The sequence below is a fragment of the Gracilinema caldarium genome (genome assembly GCF_029265695.1).
In the GTDB taxonomy this organism is placed as follows: domain Bacteria; phylum Spirochaetota; class Spirochaetia; order Treponematales; family Breznakiellaceae; genus Gracilinema; species Gracilinema caldarium_A.
Genome location: NZ_JAJUHW010000003.1, coordinates 54,801 through 68,171, shown reverse-complemented (window position 1 = coordinate 68,171; position 13,371 = coordinate 54,801). Strand labels below are relative to the sequence as shown.

At 48.4% G+C, this 13,371-nt stretch carries 13 protein-coding genes; 7 read left to right on the top strand and 6 right to left on the bottom strand.

Annotated elements, in window-relative coordinates; all coding sequences use genetic code 11:
* Positions 1–7: 7 nt before the first annotated feature.
* Together Q7P68_RS01910 and Q7P68_RS01905 are read left to right on the top strand one after the other, a co-directional pair.
* On the top strand, positions 8–1,009 hold the full coding sequence (locus Q7P68_RS01910) for a DHH family phosphoesterase (protein ID WP_304222119.1): 1,002 nt from the start codon (positions 8–10) through the stop codon (positions 1,007–1,009).
* Positions 1,006–2,187: a TraB/GumN family protein gene (locus Q7P68_RS01905; protein ID WP_304222117.1), complete on the top strand. Its 1,182-nt coding sequence runs from the start codon at positions 1,006–1,008 to the stop codon at positions 2,185–2,187. The genes Q7P68_RS01910 and Q7P68_RS01905 overlap by 4 nt, the downstream gene beginning before the upstream one ends.
* 63 nt (positions 2,188–2,250) lie before the next feature.
* On the opposite strand, the gene Q7P68_RS01900 is transcribed toward Q7P68_RS01905, so the two are convergent.
* The 4 genes from Q7P68_RS01900 to Q7P68_RS01885 are packed head-to-tail and all read right to left on the bottom strand — an operon-like array spanning position 2,251 to position 5,458.
* On the bottom strand, positions 2,251–2,946 hold the full coding sequence (locus tag Q7P68_RS01900; protein WP_304222115.1) for a hypothetical protein: 696 nt from the start codon (positions 2,944–2,946) through the stop codon (positions 2,251–2,253).
* A 12-nt stretch (positions 2,947–2,958) separates the two neighbouring features.
* On the bottom strand, positions 2,959–3,816 hold the full coding sequence (locus tag Q7P68_RS01895) for an SAM hydrolase/SAM-dependent halogenase family protein (protein WP_304222113.1): 858 nt from the start codon (positions 3,814–3,816) through the stop codon (positions 2,959–2,961).
* Entirely contained in the window at positions 3,813–4,607 is a 795-nt protein-coding gene (locus Q7P68_RS01890; protein WP_304222111.1) for an amino acid ABC transporter permease, read from the bottom strand. Before Q7P68_RS01890 ends, Q7P68_RS01895 begins: the two co-directional genes overlap by 4 nt.
* 5 nt (positions 4,608–4,612) lie before the next feature.
* Positions 4,613–5,458 carry a transporter substrate-binding domain-containing protein gene (locus tag Q7P68_RS01885; protein WP_304222109.1) on the bottom strand — a complete coding sequence of 282 codons (846 nt, stop codon included), beginning with the start codon at positions 5,456–5,458 and terminating at the stop codon, positions 4,613–4,615.
* A 121-nt stretch (positions 5,459–5,579) separates the two neighbouring features.
* Here Q7P68_RS01885 and Q7P68_RS01880 point away from each other — a divergent pair, with 121 nt between their 5' ends.
* Genes Q7P68_RS01880 through Q7P68_RS01870 form a run of 3 tightly spaced genes read left to right on the top strand, consistent with a single transcriptional unit; the run spans position 5,580 to position 7,532 of the window.
* Positions 5,580–6,059, top strand: coding sequence for a hypothetical protein (locus Q7P68_RS01880; protein WP_304222107.1), 480 nt, complete (start codon positions 5,580–5,582; stop codon positions 6,057–6,059).
* Positions 6,056–7,069, top strand: a complete 1,014-nt coding sequence (locus tag Q7P68_RS01875) for a FecR family protein (protein ID WP_304222106.1) — start codon at positions 6,056–6,058, stop codon at positions 7,067–7,069. Before Q7P68_RS01880 ends, Q7P68_RS01875 begins: the two co-directional genes overlap by 4 nt.
* A gap of 37 nt (positions 7,070–7,106) precedes the next feature.
* On the top strand, positions 7,107–7,532 hold the full coding sequence (locus Q7P68_RS01870) for a nuclear transport factor 2 family protein (RefSeq protein WP_304222104.1): 426 nt from the start codon (positions 7,107–7,109) through the stop codon (positions 7,530–7,532).
* A gap of 78 nt (positions 7,533–7,610) precedes the next feature.
* Here the strand turns inward: Q7P68_RS01870 and Q7P68_RS01865 are convergent, their stop codons facing one another.
* Positions 7,611–7,901: an RNA-binding regulator gene (locus tag Q7P68_RS01865; protein ID WP_304222102.1), complete on the bottom strand. Its 291-nt coding sequence runs from the start codon at positions 7,899–7,901 to the stop codon at positions 7,611–7,613.
* 392 nt (positions 7,902–8,293) lie between these two features.
* Entirely contained in the window at positions 8,294–10,447 is a 2,154-nt protein-coding gene (locus Q7P68_RS01860) for a methyl-accepting chemotaxis protein (RefSeq protein ID WP_304222100.1), read from the bottom strand.
* A 126-nt stretch (positions 10,448–10,573) separates the two neighbouring features.
* Here Q7P68_RS01860 and Q7P68_RS01855 point away from each other — a divergent pair, with 126 nt between their 5' ends.
* Entirely contained in the window at positions 10,574–12,283 is a 1,710-nt protein-coding gene (locus Q7P68_RS01855) for an HD-GYP domain-containing protein (protein WP_304222098.1), read from the top strand.
* Entirely contained in the window at positions 12,270–13,283 is a 1,014-nt protein-coding gene (locus tag Q7P68_RS01850; protein WP_304222096.1) for a radical SAM protein, read from the top strand. Before Q7P68_RS01855 ends, Q7P68_RS01850 begins: the two co-directional genes overlap by 14 nt.
* The last annotated feature ends 88 nt before the right edge of the window (positions 13,284–13,371 follow it).

Below are 13,371 nucleotides of genomic sequence, written 5' to 3'. Positions count from 1 at the left end.
TGATTATATGGGCAGCAGTTCCGCCTTTGAACAATTCAACTACATTCTGGCCACCCTTCGGATGAAGCGGAATGACAACCTGATTCTGGTGCAAACCCACGATTTTCCGGATCACGATGCGGTGGCCTCCGCATTCGGCTTAGGGCGGCTGCTTGAACGGCTTTCCTTTAAGGTCCGCCTGGTCCACCGTTATCCAATCCGCAGCCATTCGCTCAATGCAATGATCCGGGATCTCAATATTCCGCTGGAACAAATAAGTGGGGAACTCGATCCCGAATGTGCGGAGGCCCCCTGTATATTAGTGGACGGCAGTCCCAATAACGCCAATGCCCATCCCCTTTCATCCAATCTGATAGCCGTTATAGATCATCATGTTAACCCTGGGGAACTGCCGCTTCCTTTTGTGGACATCCGTACCAGCTACGGCGCATGCTCCAGCATTATCGCCGACTACTGGCAGGAGGCGGAACTGATTCCTGACCGCCAAACCGCGACAGCCCTTCTCATGGGCATACAAATAGACACGGATTTTTTATCCCGCCGGGTCAGTCCCGCAGACCTCGATGCCCACCACCGGCTCTTTTTTCAGGCCGACTGGCAGTTCGGCACCCAAGTGGTAAAAGCATCCCTCTCCATCGCAGACCTCAGGGCATTCAGCTATGCCACCCAGCATTTTTACACCCAAGGGAACCTTTTCTTTACCATGCTTCCCAGCGACTGCACCCAGGAACTCATTTCTATTCTCGCAGATTTTTTTCTGCGCCTCAGGGAAATTCAGGTTTCGGTCATTGTCGAAGCCGGCGGTCCCCGGTATCATGTGTCGGTCCGGAGCAGAACACCCGATATTTCCGCCGCAACCGTGGTGAGGCTTGCGCTGGCAGGTATCGGTGAAGGGGGCGGACACGACCACATGGCGGGTGGAATTATCCATCCCACAGCACATATTGATGAACAGGCTCTATTCCGGCGCTTTGTAAAGGCCGTGGAGACAGCCCAGGAGAACCAATGAACGAAGAAACACAAACAAAACTTACGCTTAAGGACCGGGAAATAATCCTCGTAGGCACCGCCCATGTGTCCCGGGACAGCATAGACGAAGTAAATAAGGTAATAGAAGAAGTAAAACCCGACATGGTCTGCGTGGAGCTCGATGCGGGGCGCCTGGCGTCCATGAAAGAGCAGGATTCCTGGGAAAAACTCGACTTAATTAAGGTGTTTAAGGAGGGAAAAGGGTTTCTCCTCATGGCAAACCTGGTCTTGGCGGGTTTTCAGCGCCGGATGGGACAAAACCTGGGGGTTAAACCGGGAGATGAGATGCGGGCAGCCATAGACAAGGCTACAGAACTGGGTATCCCCTATAGTCTCTGTGACCGTGAAGTCCAGCTCACCCTGAAACGGGCCTGGGGAAGCTGCAGTTTCTGGAGCAAAAACAAACTCTTGGCAACCCTGCTTTCCAGTGCCTTTACCACTGAAAAAATTGATGAAAACCAGATTGAGTCCCTTAAAAGCAAAAATGAACTGGACAGCATGATGGGAGAACTCGCGAACTATCTACCTGAGATAAAAAGAGTTTTAATTGATGAACGGGACCAGTATTTAGCTGCCAAAATCTGGGAGAGTCGGGGCAGCCGCATCGTGGCTGTTATCGGCGCAGGACATATGGGAGGGGTGAAAACCCACCTGGAAAAACTTTCCGAAGGCGCAGCATCTATTAATACCCTTGAATTGGAAGAGCTCCCGCCGTCCTCCCTGTTCAGCAAGCTGGCCCCCTGGATCATCCCCGCCCTGATTGTAGCGCTTATCCTCGCAGGCTTTTTTAAAAGCGGCGGGGCAGTGAGCCTTTCCATGCTTATTCAATGGATGCTCTGGAATGGCTCCCTCGCCGCACTGGGAACTATACTTGCCCTGGGGCATCCCCTTTCGGTGTTGACTGCCTTTTTGGGAGCCCCGGTGGCAACCATTAATCCCTTTATTGGCGTAGGCCTCTTTGCCGGTGTGGTAGAAGCGACCCTGCGCCGTCCCCGAGTTCAGGATATAGAACACCTTTCGGAGGATATCACCAGCCTCAAGGGCCTATACCGGAACCGGGTCAGCAGGGCACTCTTAGTCTTTTTCCTTTCATCCTTAGGCGGAGCAATCGGAAATTTCATTTCCATACCCTTTTTAACCAATCTGGTGGTTCGGTAAGAGAGGCTGTGGCGGGGCCGATGCAGGCCCCAGACCGCAAACCCTGCGCTGCTTAGGATGACCCTACTTTAAGCCCCGGCGCTGGGCTTCCTTGTACAGGGCCGTTACTATTCCTTCAAGTTCGCCGGGGCCCACCATTTTCATAATCTGGGCCTGCAAAGGAAAATCCTTCCGAACCAGCCCCGCATTGATATTGCGAACCTTAACCGCCGGCCCTTTGGGAGTAGAAACTTCTTCCATAAACCAGCCCCCTTCAGAACCACCAATAGAACCATCGGATCCAAGCAGGTGCCAGCGTATTTCAGCCCGGCGTTTGTCTGGATATTCTACAAATTCGTAGCGCATATCGTATTCGGTCGGATAGATGTAACCTAAAATTCGTATTTCATAGCGCTGCCGGACCTCATAAAGCCCGCCAGCCTGTTTCAGCATGGTTATTTTTGCAAGCCGGGGCATATAAGAAACATGACTCGGGAAATCCAGAAAAACCTCCGCAAAGGCTTTCATGGAAATGGGCAGCAGAGCCTGTATATCCTGCTGGGTACGGATCCAGGTTGTGTTTCCCTCCCGAGGCAGGGTTTCCAGGGTGAACACAAAAGTCTTGGCTTTTTCTCCAAGTTCTGTTCCTGGGGATGGGAAATTCCAAGGATCCTGTTTAAGCAGGGGATCTTCCAGGAGCGAGGGGAGAGCAAAAGCAGCATTGGCAAACAAAAGTGTCAAACACAGAATACAAAGCATGGGCGCAACAGATTTGTTCATCAACCTTTCCTTTCATTCATAAACTATTTTGGGAGCCCGCCTGACTGCGATTTTCCAGGATAGCCCCGTACCGATATTGTAAGCCCGGGCAAAGGAGCCCTGATTGATGGCTACCGCCACATTCAAAAGTGAATTGATATACACCAAGGGCTCCCCTACGTTTACGTCAGCGAATGATTTGGCATAGGTCATGGTATTCCGGTACACTTCCCGGGTATCGTTCCGGATAGAAACTTCCACCCGGCCTCCGTAGGGTATGTTCAGTTCAGCAAACATAGTATAGGGAATATTGGACCAGAGGCTGCCAAAGCGGACATCCAGCGCATCAATAGTACCGCTTACCACATCTCCTTCCCGTTGGGCATGGACCAAGGGCAGCTGAACAAGGCTTTCGGGAGCTACCATTTCACCCACCGCATCAAAACCAATAAATCCCGCAGCCAGCCGGGCCCCGGTATAGGCATATACATCCCGGCCATGAAAGGTATAGGAAAGCTCGGATCCCGCAAGCCGGTGTCTTGTTTCATCCAGACGGCGAACCTCGGCAATGCCATAAAAGGCCCCCACATGGGTCAGGGTGCCGTTATCGGGGGTTACCACCAGATGTCCGCTTTTCGTTTTTGCAACCACACTCCGGCGATTGCTGCCCACCCCCGGGTCAACCACAGAGACAAACACAGTGCCTTCGGGCCAGTAGCCCAGGGTCTGAACCAGACGGTACGAGGCCTCCCAGACATTGTAGGGCGGGATATCGTGGGTAATGTCATAGATTTTTAGGTCCGGCGCAACCTTAAGGGCTACACCGTACATGGCCGAAACGGCCCCATCGGAAAGCCCGAAGTCACTTTGCAGTACCAAAGCCTGATTCATGGATGCACACTCCGTTTTAGTTTTTTCTCCAGGGAACGAACCGCCAAAGAAAGAGTAATGGTAATGAAAAGATAGAAAAGGGCTACCACATTGTAGGTTTCGAAAAACTTAAAGGTCGATGCGGAATAGACTTTGCCGAGCTGGGTGATATCCTGGACCCCCAAAACCGATACGAGGGAAGAGTCTTTGACAATAGCCACAAATTCATTAGCCAACGCGGGGAGCACGTTTCGTACCGCCTGGGGGAGCACCACTTTCCGCAGAGTCTGACCATGGCTTAAACCCAGCGCATGGGCAGCCTCCACCTGGCCCCGGGGCACGCTTTCGATACCGGCCCTGAAAATTTCGGCAATAAAAGCCGCGTACCCCAGGGTTAGGGCCAGAACCGCCCGAACGGTAAAATTAAAAGCGCGGACTTCCACTGCAGCGAGCCAGCCCAACTTTATAAAAGGTGCGATAAGCCAGTTCAACGCGGATGCCAAGGCCGGAGCCCCGACAAAGGCGATATAATAAAGGATAACCAGCATCGGGAGGCCCCGGACCACCTCGATATAAAAGGTGGCCAATTCCCTAAAGGGCTTAAAAGGAGAAGCCCTGAGGAGCCCTAATATAAGGCCAAGAAGTACCGAAGTCCCGTACGCTATAAGAGATACCGTTATAGTAACCCCCAAGCCCTTTGCTACGGCGGTAAAAATAACCTGGCTATCAGGGGAAACCGCTACAGATACGATGATAGCGGCGGCTAAAACCGCAAGGAGGCCGAGCCACCAGGGGAAGTCCTGTTTCGCCATGCTATTTACGGCTGGTATTCAAAAAACCACTTGGTATTCAGCCTGTCCAGAGTTCCATCGGCTTTCATAGACTCAATTGCCTTGTTAAAGGGCTCAACGAGATCTGAACCTTTTTTAAAGATAAAGCCGAATTCTTCGGTGCCCAGAGCTTCGCCCAGGACCTTAAGTTTCCCAGGGTTTGCACCCACATAGCCTTTGCTGGAAGCCGCATCCATCAACACCGTATCCACATCGCCTGCTAACAAGGCCTGCACCGCTGCACCGAAGGTTTCAAAGAGTTTAATCCGCGGATTGGACTCGTTCCCGTCCAGTACGTTATAGACAGCCACATAAAAATTGGTGGTACCAGCCTGGGAGCCGATGAGCAGCTTTGGATTGGCCGCAAAGGATTTAGCATCGGTAAAACGGGTTTCATCGGCACGAACCAGCATAAATTGCTGGCTGGTCATATAGGGAATGGAAAAATCGACCTGGGCCTTTCGTTCATCGTTAATAGTAATACCGTCCATACCCACATCAAACTGGCCATCCCGAATCGCCTGAATCATGGTGTCCCAGGAGGTGATGTGCCATTCCACTTTGGCATTCAGCCGGCGGGCAATTTCTTCCGTAGCGTCATATTCCCAGCCCATAGCCTTGCCGGTCTTGGGATCCACAAAATTTAGGGGTGTGTAGGCATTTTCGGTAACCGCCCGTATCGTCCGGCCCTTAAGGTCTGGCAAACCAGCGCTCAGTGTGCCTTGGCTAGGCTGCGCCGCGGTGTTATCCGCTTTTTTTGCACAGGAAACAAAACCAGCTACAAGCATGACAGCTAGAATAACGAGAGCAAATTTAACTTGAACCTGTTTCATAGTATTCCTCCGAGCTTTATTGTAGCCCAAAGAGGTGGTATAAATCGAGAGGTGAGGGCCATCATATATTGATGAAAATAGTCTGCTTGTGAACCAATGAAAACCGGGATATTATTACACTATGAATAGGAATGTATACTGCTTTTTATTTTCTCTTATGGGAGCCCTTATTATGGGCGGCCTTGCATCTTGTTCTACCCTGCCTATGTCTCAAAACCCCAGACGGGTACAGAGTCTTATTCAGGCCCTCAACACTGAACCGGTCGAAAGCCTCATGAAACGATCCAGTCGTCCGTTTCTTTTGGACGGGGAAATAATAGTGCGGGAATCCGACCTAGAATCTCTCTGGCAGAATCTACGGGCCGCCCGATTCAGCTTTTCCGAAGCAGAAATTGTATCGATACAACCAGTGAACAGCGAAAGTTATCTGCTTTTTGGCAATTCCAAGGATGCCCAATTTTTCTTTAAGAAATATGTTCCCAAGGACGGGGCCGTCGCGGAAGTGGCAACAAGCCTGGGAACTTTTTACATTATAACCGGCGGGCGCACCTGGTTCACACCTAAAATCATCGGCTTTACGAGCAAGGGGGGATCTCTATGAAACGCAGCCTGTTTATATGGTTTCACCTTGCCTGCATTTTTTCTGCCGGCATACTGATGGCCCAGAATACTACGGTGGTGTATCTAGAAGGGGAGCCGCAGCATAAAAACAGCAAGGGAGTTTTGGCGCCCCTCGATTACGGGAGCCGGCTGAGCGCCGGGGAATCGGTTATTACCGGTAAAAAGGACCTGGCAGAGCTCGAACAGGGATCTGCGGCGGTCATCAGAATAAAACCCAATACGGTCTTTACCATCCGCGAAGTAGAAACAGGGGGACAGAAAGAACAGGTCCTCAGTACCGTAGTTGGTTCGGTGTCCATGAAATTTAACCGCCTTGCAGGAAAAGAACCCCGGGTCGGAACGGTGAGTACCATCGCGGGCATCCGCGGCACAGAACTAACGGTGTTTGCAGGACCTGATGGCAGCTCCCTCTTTATCGTGAAAAGCGGACTTGTATCGGTCACCGCGGAGGGTAAGACCGTGGACCTGGGCGAACAGGAAGCGGTGGAAGTCCCTGTCGGAGGTCCTCCGGGAGAAAAATACTCAGTTCTAGGCCGGGAGCTCGATTTTTCTGTCTGGGCCCAGGAAAAGGCAGAAGCCCTCCTTGCAGATCCCTTGGCAGCTTTGGAACGGACTCAGGTCCTTTTAGAACAGTTCAAAGCGGGGCTTGCAGAATGGGTTGGCAAATACGAATCTGCCAGGGTCGAATCTGAAGCGGCTGCCAAAACCATGGCGGAAATCACCGACAAGGAAGCCCAGGGGAAATATCGGGACGAGGTGTGGTTCCCCCTGGCCCTGCAAACCGGCAGCGCAGTTTTAAATTACCGTTACTATACCCTTTCGGCCCTGTCTCTCCGCCGTTATGTTCTGGGGCCCCTATATATGCAGGTGAGGACCCGGAACATGGTAACCAAAGACAGTACTTATGAAACCTTTATGGCCCGCTACCGGAAGCTTATTCAGGATTTTCAGGAAACCTTTGAACCTTATACCAATATTACCGATTACTGACAGGCTGCATTGCGGCCTGAAAAACCAGGAGGGAGCTATGAAAAAGAAAACTACTATTAAAACCGGCCTTATGCTTGGCTCGATTGTCTTACTACTCGCAGCGGTGCTGCTTGCAGGTTGCAGCCTTTCAGGAGAAACAATCCGGGACCGGATCGGAAAATTTATAGATGCGGTGAATTCTGGGGACGAACAGGGAATTAAAGATTGCCTTGACCCCACAGCCACCATGTACAATACCGCATCTACCACAGATCTCTGGAATACTTATTTTCCCAATCGGCCATACAGCATTGTAAGCTGTATAATTTCCGGGAACACCGCAACAGTAGGCTTTGATCCAATGGGAACAGGTTCAACCCTCAGCTATGTATTTGAAATGACCGAAAACAAGCCAACCTTTTTGGGCGGAACAACCTATTCGGTCCGCCGCATATCTAATAATGGAACAGCCTTTTTCTATTAAAAAATGAAATAAAAAAAGGCTGCCCAAGTATTTGAGCAGCCTTTTCTTAACGCATTAACTATGCTACCGGTTTAAAAATTACCAGCGACCGTAGTTACCGCCGTTATCCCGATCCCGGCGGGGTTTGTCCATCGCTTCATTCACCTTAAGACGGCGACCGTCGAATTCGACACCGTTGGTCGCAGAAATAGCAGCCTGGGCTTCCGCATCGGTGCTCATTTCAACAAAACCAAAACCTTTGGAATAGCCCGTATCCCGGTCGGTAATGATTTTTACCGATTCTACGTTTCCGTAGGAAGAAAAGAGATTGCGAAGACTGTCTTCGAAGGTGTTGTAGGAAAGATTGCCTACATAAAGTTTTTTAGCCATATATGGCCTGCCTTTGCCCAATTGTTCGGGTCTTATAAAATCCGCCTATACAGGATAAGCGCTTTTCCCAGTCAGTTTCCGCAAGATTAGACCGCAGAAATCCGGGGCAGAGCGAAGAGACGGACTGAACGGACAGCACTTTTCACGATAACTTTAATTTCCGAGTCGGTTTTCTTGAATATCGGCCAGGGAAAGGCAGGCATCAAAAACTTCGAAAGGAGCGTAACAGTAGAAAATGTAGCAGTAACGTTATGAGTTTCTCTCACTCTTTTATCAAGCTACTCTATTTACAGAGTAAGGTCAATACATATCGTTTATATTCATCAATAATAATGATGTATTATTATAAAACAGGGCTTTTGAATTACCTTTTCAAAAGCCCCGTGAAACAATTATGCTTCTTCTTTAAGTTTAAATGCTGCTATACCCTCATAAATGTGCTCAATCGACTTCCGATTTTCTTCGCTCAGTTCGTGTACATGGAGGGTAGTTTCAGTTATTTCGTCCAGCGCCTGAGACGCCTCCGCAACCGCATTCCGAATTTCCTCGGTTACCTGAAGCAGATTGGACATCTCGCTTTTAATTTGCTTGCTGCCGGTCTCGGTTTCTCCTGCGAAATCCTCGACCTTGCTGGTGATAGTGGTAATTTCATCCAAGGCAATAGAAACCTCTTTGGAAGCCGACTGCTGTTCCAGCATGGCTTGGCGCATCTGCTCACGACTCGAATTGACTTCCTGTATACCCGTATTGATAGAGGTAAAACTTTCGCTCACTTTTTGTGAACTTTCTACCACGTTGTTAATTACCTGCTGTATCGCTTTAAGGTTCGTGGCGATACTCTTGGAATGGCTTGCCGCATTTTCTGCAAGTTTTCGGATTTCGTCCGCTACTACCGCAAAACCCCGTCCATGTTCACCCGCATGGGCCGCTTCTATAGCAGCATTCATAGCCAAGAGGTTTGTGCGGGCTGCAATACCGGAAATGAGGCTATTTGCCTCCTGCAAGGCCCGGGACTGTTCGGTAATTTCGCCAATCTGGGCAATCAGAGGCTCCAGGGTACTCTTTCCAACTTCACTGGCTTTTACCAAATCGGCTATTTTTTCATTACCTGCTTCCAGGGATTCCTGCATACGCCGGATTGATTCCAACATCTGACGAATGGAGGCGGAAGACTCGGTTACTGCCGCCGACTGGGTTTCTATCTGGCCTTTTAGTTCAGAAATATTGGACAGGAACTGCTCGATGGTAGCAGCACTTTCGGTAACGCTGGTGGATTGGTGCAGCACATTTTGATGAATGCTTTTAAGGGTGGTGCTTATTTCTTCAGTGGCAGCAGCGCTTTGTTCCATTTCCTGTGAGAGGTTTTCTCCCAGGCTCTTAAGCCGTGCGGTCTCGTCCCGAATAGTGCGAATAATCCTGCTGAGCTGGGTTGTAAAACTGTTAAAATACAAAGCCATTTTACCAAGCTCAGAATTATCCCTTACGGCAATTTCCTGAGAGAGATCGCCCTGTCCCTTGGCAATAGAGTCAAAGGTGTGCATAACCTGTACAACAGGACTCCGTATAGACCGGGCAAAGACAAAACCGGTGCTAACAATACCTATCACCATAATAATTACTAAAACAATCGTAAATAAGAATTGTGATGCATATTTGCTGTCCATCTGAACAGAACGGTCAATAATTTTTGTAAGCTCCTCTTTTACTATTCCGTTCAGATCATTTACTAGTCCAGTCCCCTTGGTCCATAGCTCATCATACCCAACGGAATAACCAGTTCCCCAGTTGCCGGACATGTTTTTTACAAAAACATCAAAAAGACTCGATTCTATGACAATGTAGGCTTCGCTTGCAAGAATTGCACTCACCGCTTTTTTGGTCTCATCGGAATAGATAATTGCGGGACTTTTTAGATTTATCTCAAAGCCCTCAAAGGCTTCAATTAAGTCTAGCAAGCGTTGTTTATCATTGATCTGGTGCTGGCCTGCAAGGATACTGCCCAGTAAACCTCTCGTCATGGCTACGGACTCTTGGGCTTGCATTAAAATCCCTGCAGAGGACATCACCTTGCCGATTCCACCGATGGTAGGCTGGTTCACCGCCTTGTTGGAAATCGCCAGTAAATCCGATATCACCGCAGAATATGCATCAAAAACATCGTAAAAAGAAGTAAAGGTTTTCCCGTCCACCATGTTCCGGGCAGCGCGGATTTTTTCCGGGACCTGGCCTTTCTGCTGTTTTACATAAGCCGCCTGGGCAACTTCTCTGCTCCAGCGATCAAGCTCTGCATCAACCGCAGACCTTTCAGCGGATATTTTATCCAGTTCCTTTCCGGAGCTTGCATAGATACTCGAGAGTCCCCGTTCTTTCTGTAGAGCCGTAACGAGGTCCCCCGTAACACCTATAATCCGGATATTTTTCTGCTGACTCTTGTAGAGCTGGTAATCTGCATAGTTTTTCTGGAAATTCATGCCCTCTCGAACCAAGAAAAAACCCAGAGGAACCAAAAAAAGAATAAAGAGACGGCTCCGTATAGAAAGGCTCATGCAACACCTCCAGTGTGGTAATATTTATTATGGTAAAACAATATGGTTTTTCAAGACCATAGCTTGAGACAACTTGCATTTACATCTATGAGGATGATGCATTATAGTGGTTAATGGGTAAAACACATGAAATCAATCGGATCATATTTCCGTGTACAGCTTATTATCGCCGTTGGGGCCTTTGTGTTTATAATGGCCTTATTTATATTTCTCTATAGCTCAGCAGAATCTTACCAGCGCCTTATGATAGATACCAGCACCATATTCAGCAGCCTGAATAAGGTCTTTTCCCAGGGGATAATAGAAGACCAAACTATAGATGGCATTTATAAATATGTCCCTCAGAATCGATTAGGTGAACTCAAAAAAGCCCAGGATATCATGGCCCTCCAAACCGAAACGAGGGCAGTCATTGCTAAGATTCAGGATGTACGAACCAAACAACTTTTAAAATTATTACAATATTTTCATGTTGGAATTATTGCCATTACCCCCTTCTTTTTTCTCATGCTGCTCCTCTTTATTATTACCGACCGATATATCAATAAAATCCTGATCGCTTCAAAAAACATGCTGTTGCATTTTCATCAGGTACTACTCATCGGAGACACCAATCTAGAGGGTCATAAATCAATACAATCATTCCCTTATTATAGGGAAATTCAGGATATGGGGAATTTCTTCCAGCTCAACCTGGATTTGATGAACCTGATTCAGGAACTCCTCACGATGGATCTCAGTTTTTCCATAGAATCCTTTATAGACCAATTTGGCTCTGTTTTCTGTTCAGATAAATACCAGCACATTCTTCCCTGCGATCGGTTCTCTCTGGCTATCTATCATAATTACCAAAACCAGCTCGTGGCATTTCATGCCACAGTCAGGGGCGATTATCCAGTTTTTCTTAAAAAGGGTTTCAAGCAGGATCTTTCTGAAACGTCGCTCAAAAAAATTATAGACCAACGGCAACCCTTCAGAATCATTAACCGGCTGACTGAAAAGGATACGTTATCTTCACGGCTGCTTTTGCAGGAGGGAATTCGTTCAAATCTAACTGTTCCTATCATGGTGAACCAACGGCTCTTTGGCTTTTTGTTTTTTGCTCATCGCCAGCAGGATATCTATACCGATGAAATGGGTAAATTTGCCAGCCTTGTGTCTAATATTATCCGCTCCCGGGTGTTTTATTCCTATGCGCTTCAAAAAACCCTTTCTGTCTTTGGGGATGGAATTGTTAATATTGTTGAATTTAAAGACGATGAGACCGCGGATCATACCCGCCGGGTTTCCCTTTACTCTGCCTTGATCGCCGATGTGCTCCGGGAAGAGGGCCAGATCACACCTCAGAAAGCAGACGAAATCCGAGAATATGCGCCCCTCCATGATTTAGGTAAAATTGGCATTCCCGACTCTATTCTGCTTAAGCCGGGACCATTAACAGCGGAAGAATGGATTGTCATGAAACAACACCCACTGATCGGAGGGAAGTTAATAAAAAACGCCAACCAACAGCTCGTAAACCAGCTTGGATTCGGTCTCCTTCATACAGCCTATAACATTATCGTTGACCACCATGAGTGGTGGAATGGTTCGGGTTATCCCCAGGGCAAAAAGGGTATGGATATTTCCATAGAAGGGCAGATTGTTGCTATAGCAGATGTTTTCGATGCCCTTTCTACAAAGCGGCCCTACAAGGAAGCCTTTCCAATAGATAAATCTCTTGAAATGCTTATAGAGCAGGCTGGGACCCATTTTAATCCGGAACTCATAAAAATATTCACTACACAACGTGAGCAGATCTATGCCATTTATCAGGAACATTATGTACTTGGATAATTTTTATACTTCCTGCACACTTTGTCCCCGCAACTGCCAAGTTAATCGCAGGAGCGGGCAGCGAGGCTATTGTGGAGAAAGCGCTGAACTCCGTATTGCTGTTGCCAACATACACCGGGGCGAAGAGCCGCCTCTCACCGGCCTTGGCGGCTCGGGGACTATTTTTGTCACTGGCTGCACCTTGGGCTGCGCTTTTTGCCAGAACTGGCAGATTTCTCACAGCGGCATGGGTAAGGTTGTCAGCGCCGATGAATGTGCCCAGATTTGCCTTAAACTGCAAAAAGCTGGAGCGGAGAACATCAATATAGTTACCGGAAGTCATGCCATTCCCGCTTTGGTGCACAGTATTACGCGGGCCCGAGAACTGGGGCTTACAATTCCAATTTTATGGAATTCTTCGAGTTATGAATCGGTCCATGCACTTAAACAGGCAGAAACCATGATCGATGTATATCTGCCGGACTTAAAAACCTTAGACAGCGATTTTTCAGGCCGGTATTTTAACGCTCCCGACTATCCAGCGACAGCTACAGCAGCAATTACTGAGATGATCAAGCAAAAGGAGCTCCGATATGGCCCCTGCAGAGCTGCGGTCCGAGCTGCAGAGGAGGTAAAACCAATCGATCCAGACTGGCCCCTAGTCTTGGAATCGGGGGTTATTATCCGCCACCTGGTACTGCCTGACCGACTGCAAGATACCCGGGCAGTACTCGCATGGTTTGCCGAACACGCAAAGGGCAAAGCCCTTCTCTCTCTCATGACCCAATACACTCCCATCAAAAGCCCCAAGAACCGGTATGCCAGAGAACTTCCTAACCGTTTTGTAAATGATAAAGAATACGATACGCTCCAGGGGTGGCTGGAAGAATTCGATATAGAGGATGGATTTTATCAGGAACTGGTCTCCGATGATTCATGGCTCCCCGATTTTACCAGGACAAATCCCTTTTCTTCAGAACTTTCTGTCCCCATATGGCACTGGAGCAAGGGTTTTCTATAAAACAGATATATTTTTATTTACAAAACCGGTTTACCATATCTATACTCATGGTATAATACCAGAGCACATACAATGTTCTGCACCATAG

What these genes read in the sequence shown, in the direction of transcription:
- Q7P68_RS01910 (WP_304222119.1), top strand. Translation starts at nt 8, where the DNA reads ATGGGCAGCAGTTCCGCCTTTGAACAATTCAACTACATTCTGGCCACC.
- Q7P68_RS01905 (WP_304222117.1), top strand. Translation starts at nt 1,006, where the DNA reads ATGAACGAAGAAACACAAACAAAACTTACGCTTAAGGACCGGGAAATA.
- Q7P68_RS01900 (WP_304222115.1), bottom strand. Translation starts at nt 2,946, where the DNA reads ATGAACAAATCTGTTGCGCCCATGCTTTGTATTCTGTGTTTGACACTT.
- Q7P68_RS01895 (WP_304222113.1), bottom strand. Translation starts at nt 3,816, where the DNA reads ATGAATCAGGCTTTGGTACTGCAAAGTGACTTCGGGCTTTCCGATGGG.
- Q7P68_RS01890 (WP_304222111.1), bottom strand. Translation starts at nt 4,607, where the DNA reads ATGGCGAAACAGGACTTCCCCTGGTGGCTCGGCCTCCTTGCGGTTTTA.
- Q7P68_RS01885 (WP_304222109.1), bottom strand. Translation starts at nt 5,458, where the DNA reads ATGAAACAGGTTCAAGTTAAATTTGCTCTCGTTATTCTAGCTGTCATG.
- Q7P68_RS01880 (WP_304222107.1), top strand. Translation starts at nt 5,580, where the DNA reads ATGAATAGGAATGTATACTGCTTTTTATTTTCTCTTATGGGAGCCCTT.
- Q7P68_RS01875 (WP_304222106.1), top strand. Translation starts at nt 6,056, where the DNA reads ATGAAACGCAGCCTGTTTATATGGTTTCACCTTGCCTGCATTTTTTCT.
- Q7P68_RS01870 (WP_304222104.1), top strand. Translation starts at nt 7,107, where the DNA reads ATGAAAAAGAAAACTACTATTAAAACCGGCCTTATGCTTGGCTCGATT.
- Q7P68_RS01865 (WP_304222102.1), bottom strand. Translation starts at nt 7,901, where the DNA reads ATGGCTAAAAAACTTTATGTAGGCAATCTTTCCTACAACACCTTCGAA.
- Q7P68_RS01860 (WP_304222100.1), bottom strand. Translation starts at nt 10,447, where the DNA reads ATGAGCCTTTCTATACGGAGCCGTCTCTTTATTCTTTTTTTGGTTCCT.
- Q7P68_RS01855 (WP_304222098.1), top strand. Translation starts at nt 10,574, where the DNA reads ATGAAATCAATCGGATCATATTTCCGTGTACAGCTTATTATCGCCGTT.
- Q7P68_RS01850 (WP_304222096.1), top strand. Translation starts at nt 12,270, where the DNA reads ATGTACTTGGATAATTTTTATACTTCCTGCACACTTTGTCCCCGCAAC.